The following is a 7,938-nucleotide window of genomic DNA, read 5'->3' on the forward strand; positions in this document are numbered from 1 at the left end:
CACGCCGAACGGTCACACCATTTCAGGCGCCACCACCGACTTCGACACACGCCCTAGTGGTGCAACCGACGACGAAGCAGAGCGCTGATCTGGACTGGCTCCTCGACGAGCTGGTCGAACGGGTGCCGGCCGCCCGCCAGGCGGTGGTGCTGTCGGCGGACGGGCTGCTGCTCGGCTCCACCACCGACCTCGACCGCACCGACGCCGAGCACCTGTGCGCCATGGCCTCCGGCTTCTCCAGCCTGGCCAAGGGCGCGAGCCGGCACCTCGCCGCCGGGCCGGTCCGGCAGACGGTGGTGGAGATGGAGTCGGCGTACCTGTTCGTCACGGCCGCCGGGCAGGGCGCCTGCCTCGCCGTGGTCAGCGACGCCGACGCGGACATCGGCCTGGTCGCGTACGAGATGGCGATGCTGGTGACCCGGGTGGGCGAGAACCTCAGCGCGCCGGCCAGGCAGGCGTCGGGGACCGACGATGCGGGCTGAGTACCCCGACACGCAGCACGAGTGGCTGGACGCCGACGCCGGCCCGGTCGTGCGCCCGTACACTCTCACCGGCGGCCGGGTGCGGCCGGCGGTCGAGGGGTTCGACCTGGTGGCGTTCGTGCTCGCCGATCCCGCCGCGGACCTCGACGGCCATCCGCGACTGCATCCGGAACACCGGCGGCTGGTCGAGCTGGCCCGGCGTCCGGTCCCGGTGGCGGAGCTGGCGGCGCGGCTGGACCTCGCGTTGGGCGTGGTCCGGGTGCTCCTCGGCGACCTGCTCGCCGGTGGGCTCGTGTCGGTGCACGAGCCGCCGCGCGGTCCGTTCCTTCCCGACGACAACATCCTCAAGGCGGTGGTCAGTGGACTTCGTGCGCTCTGATCGGGGCGGGCCGCGGGTGCCGTTGGCCCTGAAGATCCTGATCGCCGGCGGGTTCGGGGCCGGCAAGACGACGCTGGTGAGCGCGTTGAGCGAGGTCCGACCGTTGCAGACCGAGGAGGTGCTGACCGGGGCCGGCATCGGCACCGACGACCTCTCCGGGGTGGAGGGGAAGTCCACCACGACGGTGGCGATGGACTTCGGCCGGATCACCATCAACGAGGACCTCCAGGTGTACCTGTTCGGCACCCCCGGCCAGGACCGGTTCTGGTTCCTCTGGGACGAGCTGGCCTTCGGGGCGCTCGGCGCGGTGGTGCTCGCCGACACCCGGCGGCTGGCCGACTGCTTCCCGTCGATCGACTACTTCGAGCAGCGGGGCATCCCGTTCGTGGTCGGCGTGAACTGCTTCGACGGGTCCCGCCGGTTCAGCCTGGACTCGGTCCGGCAGGCGCTCGACCTCGACGACGACGTGCCGATGCTGCTCTGCGACGCCCGGGACCGGCAGTCCGCCAAGCTGGTGCTGATCTCCCTGGTCGAGCACGTGGCCCGGCAGCGGGGCGAGCCGGTCCCGGTGGCCTGAGGCAGCGCCCGGTCCCGCTGCTCTCCGGCGGACCGGGCGGGAAAATCGCCGGAACGTGGACTGATCGGCCGCCGTACCGGGCACCCAGTGGTTTGATCGACAGTGGCTCCGGCGGAAGGTGGATCTGGTGACGGAACGGGACTCGATCGTCCACGTCGGTGGCTACACGGCCGAGGGTGGCGGGCAGGCCACCGGCATCGTGGCCGCCCGCCGTGACCCGACGACCGGTGAGCTGACCCCGCTGGGCACCGTGGCGGTCACCCCGTCGCCGTCGTTCCTCGCCCGGCACCCCGACCGGCCGGTGCTGTACGCGGTGAACGAGCTGACCGAGGGGACGGTCAGCGCCTTCACCGTCGGCCCGGACGGTGACCTGACCGCGCTGGTGACCCGGCAGACGGGCGGCGCCGAGCCGTGTCACGTCGCGGTCACCCCGGACGGTGGTCACCTGCTCGTCGCCAACTACGGCGGGGGGAGCGTGGCGGTCTTCCCGCTGGACGACGAGGGGGTGCCCGGTACCCGCAGCGACCTGGTCCGGCACGAGGGGCACGGGCCGGACCCGGAGCGGCAGGAACACGCGCACGCGCACATGGTCTCCCCGACGTCGGGCCCCGGGCCGCTGCTCGCCGTGGACCTGGGCACCGACTCGGTCTACCGGTACGACCTGGACGCCGCCTCGGGTCGCCTGGTGCCCCGCGCCCCCCGGGTACGCACCACGCCCGGCTCCGGCCCCCGGCACCTGGCCCGTCACCCCGACGGGCGGCGCTGTTACCTGGTCGGCGAGCTGGACGCCACGGTGACCGCGTACGACCTGACCATCGACGGCGCGCTGCACCAGCGGGGGCGCGTGGACGCCAGCGAACGGCCGGGGCACGTGCAGCCGTCGGAGATCGCGGTCGGCCCGGACGGTCGTTTCCTCTACGTCGCCAACCGGGGAGTGGGCACGATCGCGGTCTTCGCGCTGGAGCCGGAGCTGCCGCAGCTCGTGGCCGAGGTGGACACCGGCGGCGAGTGGCCCCGGCACTTCGCCCGCGTCGGCGAGCATCTGTACGTCGCCGACCAGCGCGCGGACATGGTCCGGGTGTTCCGGGTGGACGCGACGACCGGGGTGCCGGCCGCCGTCGGCGAACCGGTGCCGGTGGCGAGCCCCAGTTGCGTCCTGCCCTGACGGGCGGACGGCCCGTCGGACGGCCACCTCACGGGCGAACGGCCCGTCGAACGGGCCAGTCGAACGGGCCGGTCGAACGAGGGCGGGGAACCCGGCGACACCACGGCGCACTGCGGTTACGCTGCGTAGATAAATAGAGGTCAACTATTTCTCCTGAGTAACTTTCGTCCGAACGGACATGGCAGTCGGGAGCCCTGATCCGCAAGATTGGTCTCGTGTCAGGCCGCCATCGCATGCGAACAGGGTTCCGCGGAGCAGGCGCCGTCGCTTCCGCGACGGCGCTTGTCGTCGTCGTGACCGGTGCGTGGTTCGGTTACCAACAGCTCGCCCAGCCCGGCTGCTCGGGACGGGTGGAACTCGCGGTGGCGGCGGCCCCGGAGCTCGCGCCGGCCGTGGAGGAGGCCGCGTCCCAGTGGATGACCGACGGCGCCGCCGTCGGTGGCACCTGCATCGACGTCAAGGTCTCCGCCTCCGACCCGGCCGACGTGGCGGCGGTGGTCGCCGGCAAGCACGGGGCCACCCTGGCCGGGATCGGCCAGGCCAGCGGCACCGCGGTCGCCCCGGACGTCTGGGTACCCGACTCCTCCACCTGGTTGCTGCTGCTGCGCAACGGTGGGGCCACCGCGTTCGCCCCGGACAATAACGCCTCCATCGCGCGCAGCCCGGTGGTCCTCGCCGTGCCGGAGCCGGTCGCCTCCACCCGGCTCGGTTGGCCGGAGAAGAAGCTCACCTGGTCGGACCTGCTGGGTCAGGTGACCAGCAGCAAGCCGTTGCGCACCGGGATCGTCGAGCCGACCCGGGACGCCGCCGGGCTCTCCGGGCTGCTCTCCCTGACGGCCGCCGCCAGCGGCGCCGGGGAGGACGCCAAGTCGGCCACCACCGGCGCGCTGCGGGCGCTGGCCACCGGCCGTTCGGCGCTGCGGAACGACCTGCTCGCGCGCTTCCCGCGCGCCAACGACCCGGCGACCATCGCCAGCGGCCTCGCCGCCGCCGCCCTCTCCGAGGAGGACGTGATGGCGTACAACCGGGAGCAGCCGCCGGTGCCGCTGGCCGCGATCTACCTGGAGCCGGCGCCGATGCCGCTGGACTACCCGTACGCGGTGCTGCCCGGCATCGAGCCGGCCAAGGCGTCCGCCGCGCGGGTGTTGTTCGAGGTGCTCACCACGGCCGACTTCCGCAACAAGCTGGCGACGCGGGCCCTGCGCGGCCCGGACGGCAACTGGGGCGACGGGTTCGAGCCCCCGGTGGGGGCGCCGAGCCCGGCCGGGGGCGGCGACGGCGGGCCACCGGCCGGCGGCGGCGCCGCGGGTGGGCTGGACCCGGCGGCGATCGAGAACGCGGTCACCGGCTGGTCGATCGCCACCCAGTCCGGCCGGATGCTCTGCGTCATCGACGTCTCCGGCTCCATGAAGCGGGAGGTCCCGAGCGCCAACAACGCCACCCGGGCGCAGGTCACGGTGGAGGCGGCGCGGCGGGGCCTGGGGCTGTTCGACGACTCCTGGTCGATCGGGCTGTGGACCTTCTCCACCAACCTGGTCGGTGACCGGGACTGGAACGAGGTCGTCGAGATCGGTCCGCTGTCCACCCAGCGCGGGCGGCTGGAGCAGGGGCTGGGCACCGTCCGGCCGTCGAACGGCGACACCGGGCTGTACGACACGGTGCTCGCCGCGTACCGGGCGGTGCAGGAGGGCTGGGAGCCGGGCCGGGTCAACTCGGTGGTGCTCTTCACCGACGGCAAGAACGAGGACGCGAACGGGATCTCGCAGGCGCGGCTGCTGTCGGAGCTGAAGCGGATCGCCGACCCGGAGCGCCCGATCCAGGTGGTCATCATCGGCATCGGCAGCGAGGTGAGCCGGACGGAGCTGGAGTCGATCACCAAGGTCACCGGCGGCGGCGCCTTCGTCACCGAGGATCCCACCAAGATCGGCGAGATCTTCCTGAAGGCCATCGCCCTGCGTCCGACCGCACCCCGCTGAGCGCCTCCCCCGACCATGGAGATCCCACCGGCCCGGCGTACCGACGCACCGGTACGGCCGTCCCGTGCCGATTCCGTCGACCGGGGGGAAACTGACGGTAATGCGTCGGAAGTGATCGGCGAGCATCATTGGCAGGGCACGATGTCGGAGTGCCTCCGGCACGGGTCCACCATGGACCGGCAGCAGTCGCCGGAGCCAGCACCGAGCGATGTGGGAGGGCCGGTGGCCACGGCGACCCTGTTGACCCCTGGGAGCACGTCGACGCGGCCGGGCGCCGACCCGTCCGCCCCGGTGGCCCGCGCCGACCAGCGGGCGTACGTCCAGGGGCTGGTGGTGCTGGACACCGCCGTCGTGGCGCTCGCCGTGCTCGCGGCGTACCTGGCCCGCTTCGGTGACGCCGAACCGCGCGGCTCGGAGATCCCGTACGTCCTGGTCGCGCCCGGCCTGGTGCTGGGCTGGCTGGTCTCGCTCAAGGCGATGCGCTGCTACGACGACCGGGTGATCGGGTACGGCGCGGACGAGTACCGCCGGGTCAGCAGCGCGAGCCTCCGGCTGGCCGGCACGATCGCCATCCTCGGGTACGTCTTCGACCTGGGTGTCTCCCGGGGCTTCCTGGCCATCTCGTTCGCCCTCGGCATCGTGGGGCTGGAACTGGCCCGCTTCGCGGCCCGCAAGCGGCTGCACCGGGCGCGGATCCGGGGGGCCGGCTGGTCCCGCCGGGTGCTGGTGGTCGGGGACACCGCACACGTGCTGGAACTGGTGCACACCCTCCGCCGCGAGCCGTACGCCGGGTACCACGTGGTCGGCGCCTGCATCCCGGACGCGCTGCTGGCCCCGGTCGCGCAGCGGCTCGGCGACGTGCCGGTGGTCGGGTCGTTCCGGGGGATCCCGGAGGCGGCCACCGCGATCGGCGCGGACACCGTCGCGGTCACCGCCTCCGGCGAGCTGACCGCGACCCGGCTGCGCCGGCTCGGCTGGCAACTGGAGGGTACCGGCGTCGACCTGGTGCTCGCGCCCGCGCTCACCGACGTCGCGGGCCCCCGGATCCACACCCGTCCGGTCGCCGGCCTGCCGCTGATCCACGTCGAGGCACCGGAGTTCCGGGGGGCCCGCAAGCTCGTCAAGGGCTTCGTCGACCGGGCCGCCGCCGTGGTCGCCCTGCTGCTGCTCCTGCCGCTGCTGCTGGTGATCGCGCTGGCGATCAAGCTGAACAGCCGGGGGCCGGTGCTGTTCCGGCAGGTCCGGGTCGGCCAGGGCGGCCGGGAGTTCGGCGTGTACAAGTTCCGCACCATGGTGGTGAACGCCGACGCGCTGCTGGCCGAGCTGGCCGCCCGCAACGAGACCGACGGGCTGCTGTTCAAGATGCGCGACGACCCCCGGGTGACCCGGATCGGCCGGCTGCTGCGCAAGTGGTCCCTGGACGAGCTGCCCCAGCTCGTCAACGTGTTGTTCGGCCAGATGAGCCTGGTCGGCCCCCGGCCGCCGCTGCCCTGCGAGGTGGCCCGGTACGACGGCGACGTCGCCCGGCGGCTGCTGGTCAAGCCCGGCATGACCGGCCTCTGGCAGGTCAGCGGGCGGTCCGACCTGAGCTGGGAGGACGGCATCCGGCTCGACCTCTACTACGTGGAGAACTGGTCGCTCGCCGCCGACCTGACCATCCTGTGGAAGACGGTCGGCGCGGTGCTCAACGGACGCGGCGCCTACTGACCCCCGCCGGGGTGGGCCGGCGCGCCGGTGGGCCCGCCCCGGGCGGTCAGGAGTCGGGGCCGGTCCAGTCCAGGCAGACCACCACGGCGTCGTCGACCAGGTCCCCGGCGACGAACGCCCGCAGGTCCCCGATCAGGGACCGGACGGCGTCCAGCGGCGCCAGCGGGACGGTCCGGCGCAGGAACCGGTCCAGCGCCGCGTCGCCGTAGCGGGTCTGCTGGCCGACGGCCTCGACCACCCCGTCGCTGACCACGAAGAGCCGGTCGCCCCGGCGCAGCTCGAAGTGCTGCTCCCGGTAGTCCGTACCCTCGAACATGCCGAGCGGGAACTGCTTCTCCAGCGGCCAGTCGTGGACCTCGCCGGCACGCAGCAGCACCAGCCGGGGGGAGCCGGCGTCGACGGCGGTCAGCACCCCGGAGCGCAGGTCCAGCTCCAGCAGCAGGGCGGAGAGGTGCTGCTCGCCCCGGTGCAGCGCGTACACCGCCTGGTCGGCCAGGGCGGCCTGGTCGGCCAGGGCGAGCCCGCCCCGGCGGGCGTTGCGCAGCGCGTGGGTGGCCAGCGAGGTGAGCAGCGAGGCGGCGACCCCCTCCCCGCCGCCGTTGATGGTCGATAGCCAGACCCGGTGCCCGTCGTCGGACCAGTCGAAGCTGTCGCCCCGGACCGCGTACGCCGGCTCCAACTGCCCGGCCAGGCTGAACGAGGGGCGGACCCGGCTGCGGGCCGGCAGCAGGTCCCACTGCATCTCGGCGGCGAGGGTGAGCCGGCGGCTGCGGCGGGCCGCCCGGTAGATGTCGGTGCCCGCCGAGACGGCCGTCACCTCGTGCCCGAGGGCGGTGGCGATGCCGGCCAGCTCGGCGACGAGGGCCGGGTCCTCGGGGACCGGGGCCAGCCGCAGCACCCCCCGGCGTTCCCCGCGCATGCCGACCGGGAACCAGCCGACCCCGTCCGCCAGCACCGGCTCCTGGTGGTCGAAGCAGCGCCAGGCCGGGTGCCCGGGGCTGGTGATCCCCGTCTCCTCCTCGCCCAGCGGCAGCAGCTCGGCCAGGCGGTAGTCGACCTGGAACAGCTCCACCGAGGTGATCCCGTACGACCGGGTCAGCTCCTCGGAGAGCCGGTCGACGAGCAGGTCGGCCGGGGCCTCGATCAGGCTCCGGCGGGCCCGCTCCTCCGCTGCGCTCATGGTCTCAGTCCTTCTCAGTTGGCCGTTGACCAGGGGCGGCGGGGTAACCTCGTGCGCACCATGGCCGAACAGCAGCATGGTCCGATCGGACCAGAAGCGAGTATGGCTGCCGCGTTGGACGACGCGGCGGGCACCCTGCTGGCTGTCTGGGAGACGGCCCGGGAACGGACCACCCACCAGCTGTCCAGCGCGCAGTTGCGGGCCGTGATGGTGGTGGACCGGCACGACGGGATCAACCTCCGCCGGCTCGCGGCCGAGCTGAACATGCTCCTGTCGTCGGCCAGCCGGCTCTGCGACCGGCTGGAGGCCGCCGGCATGCTGGAGCGCGAGCCGGGCCGGGTCGACCGGCGGGAGATCTCGCTGCACCTGACCCCGGAGGCACGTCGCCTGCTGGCCGAGTTGCAGGCGGACCGCCGGCAGCGGCTGACCGAGGTGCTGGCCGGGATGAGTGCCGCCGGGCGGCAGGCGCTGC

General features: G+C 73.5%; 8 protein-coding genes. 7 read left to right on the forward strand and 1 reads right to left on the reverse strand.

The genetic code is table 11. The annotated features are described in order from the left end of the window. Positions 1–56 precede the first annotated feature (56 nt). The 6 genes from AWW66_RS30385 to AWW66_RS30410 all read left to right on the forward strand — a co-directional run bounded on the left by AWW66_RS30385 (position 57) and on the right by AWW66_RS30410 (position 6,286). Positions 57–482 carry a roadblock/LC7 domain-containing protein gene (locus AWW66_RS30385; RefSeq protein WP_067373723.1) on the forward strand — a complete coding sequence of 142 codons (426 nt, stop codon included), beginning with the start codon at positions 57–59 and terminating at the stop codon, positions 480–482. Then, positions 472–861 (forward strand): DUF742 domain-containing protein, encoded by a 390-nt coding sequence (locus tag AWW66_RS30390; RefSeq protein WP_067373727.1) that lies wholly within the window; start codon positions 472–474, stop codon positions 859–861. Before AWW66_RS30385 ends, AWW66_RS30390 begins: the two co-directional genes overlap by 11 nt. After that, positions 842–1,438, forward strand: coding sequence for a GTP-binding protein (locus tag AWW66_RS30395; RefSeq protein ID WP_067373732.1), 597 nt, complete (start codon positions 842–844; stop codon positions 1,436–1,438). Before AWW66_RS30390 ends, AWW66_RS30395 begins: the two co-directional genes overlap by 20 nt. A 127-nt stretch (positions 1,439–1,565) precedes the next feature. Then, positions 1,566–2,603 (forward strand): lactonase family protein, encoded by a 1,038-nt coding sequence (locus tag AWW66_RS30400; RefSeq protein ID WP_067373735.1) that lies wholly within the window; start codon positions 1,566–1,568, stop codon positions 2,601–2,603. A 233-nt stretch (positions 2,604–2,836) separates the two neighbouring features. Next, entirely contained in the window at positions 2,837–4,579 is a 1,743-nt protein-coding gene (locus AWW66_RS30405) for a substrate-binding domain-containing protein (RefSeq protein WP_067373738.1), read from the forward strand. Positions 4,580–4,801: 222 nt separating this feature from the next. Next, positions 4,802–6,286, forward strand: coding sequence for a sugar transferase (locus AWW66_RS30410; RefSeq protein WP_067373742.1), 1,485 nt, complete (start codon positions 4,802–4,804; stop codon positions 6,284–6,286). 46 nt (positions 6,287–6,332) lie between these two features. Here the strand turns inward: AWW66_RS30410 and AWW66_RS30415 are convergent, their stop codons facing one another. Continuing rightward, entirely contained in the window at positions 6,333–7,466 is a 1,134-nt protein-coding gene (locus tag AWW66_RS30415) for a PP2C family protein-serine/threonine phosphatase (RefSeq protein WP_067373745.1), read from the reverse strand. Positions 7,467–7,568: 102 nt separating this feature from the next. Between AWW66_RS30415 and AWW66_RS30420 the strand changes: the two genes are divergently transcribed. Continuing rightward, positions 7,569–7,938, forward strand: a 370-nt coding sequence (locus AWW66_RS30420; RefSeq protein WP_067373748.1) for a MarR family transcriptional regulator, incomplete at its 3' end; no start/stop codon positions are given.

It is taken from the genome of Micromonospora rosaria (assembly GCF_001567585.1).
GTDB lineage: Bacteria > Actinomycetota > Actinomycetes > Mycobacteriales > Micromonosporaceae > Micromonospora > Micromonospora rosaria.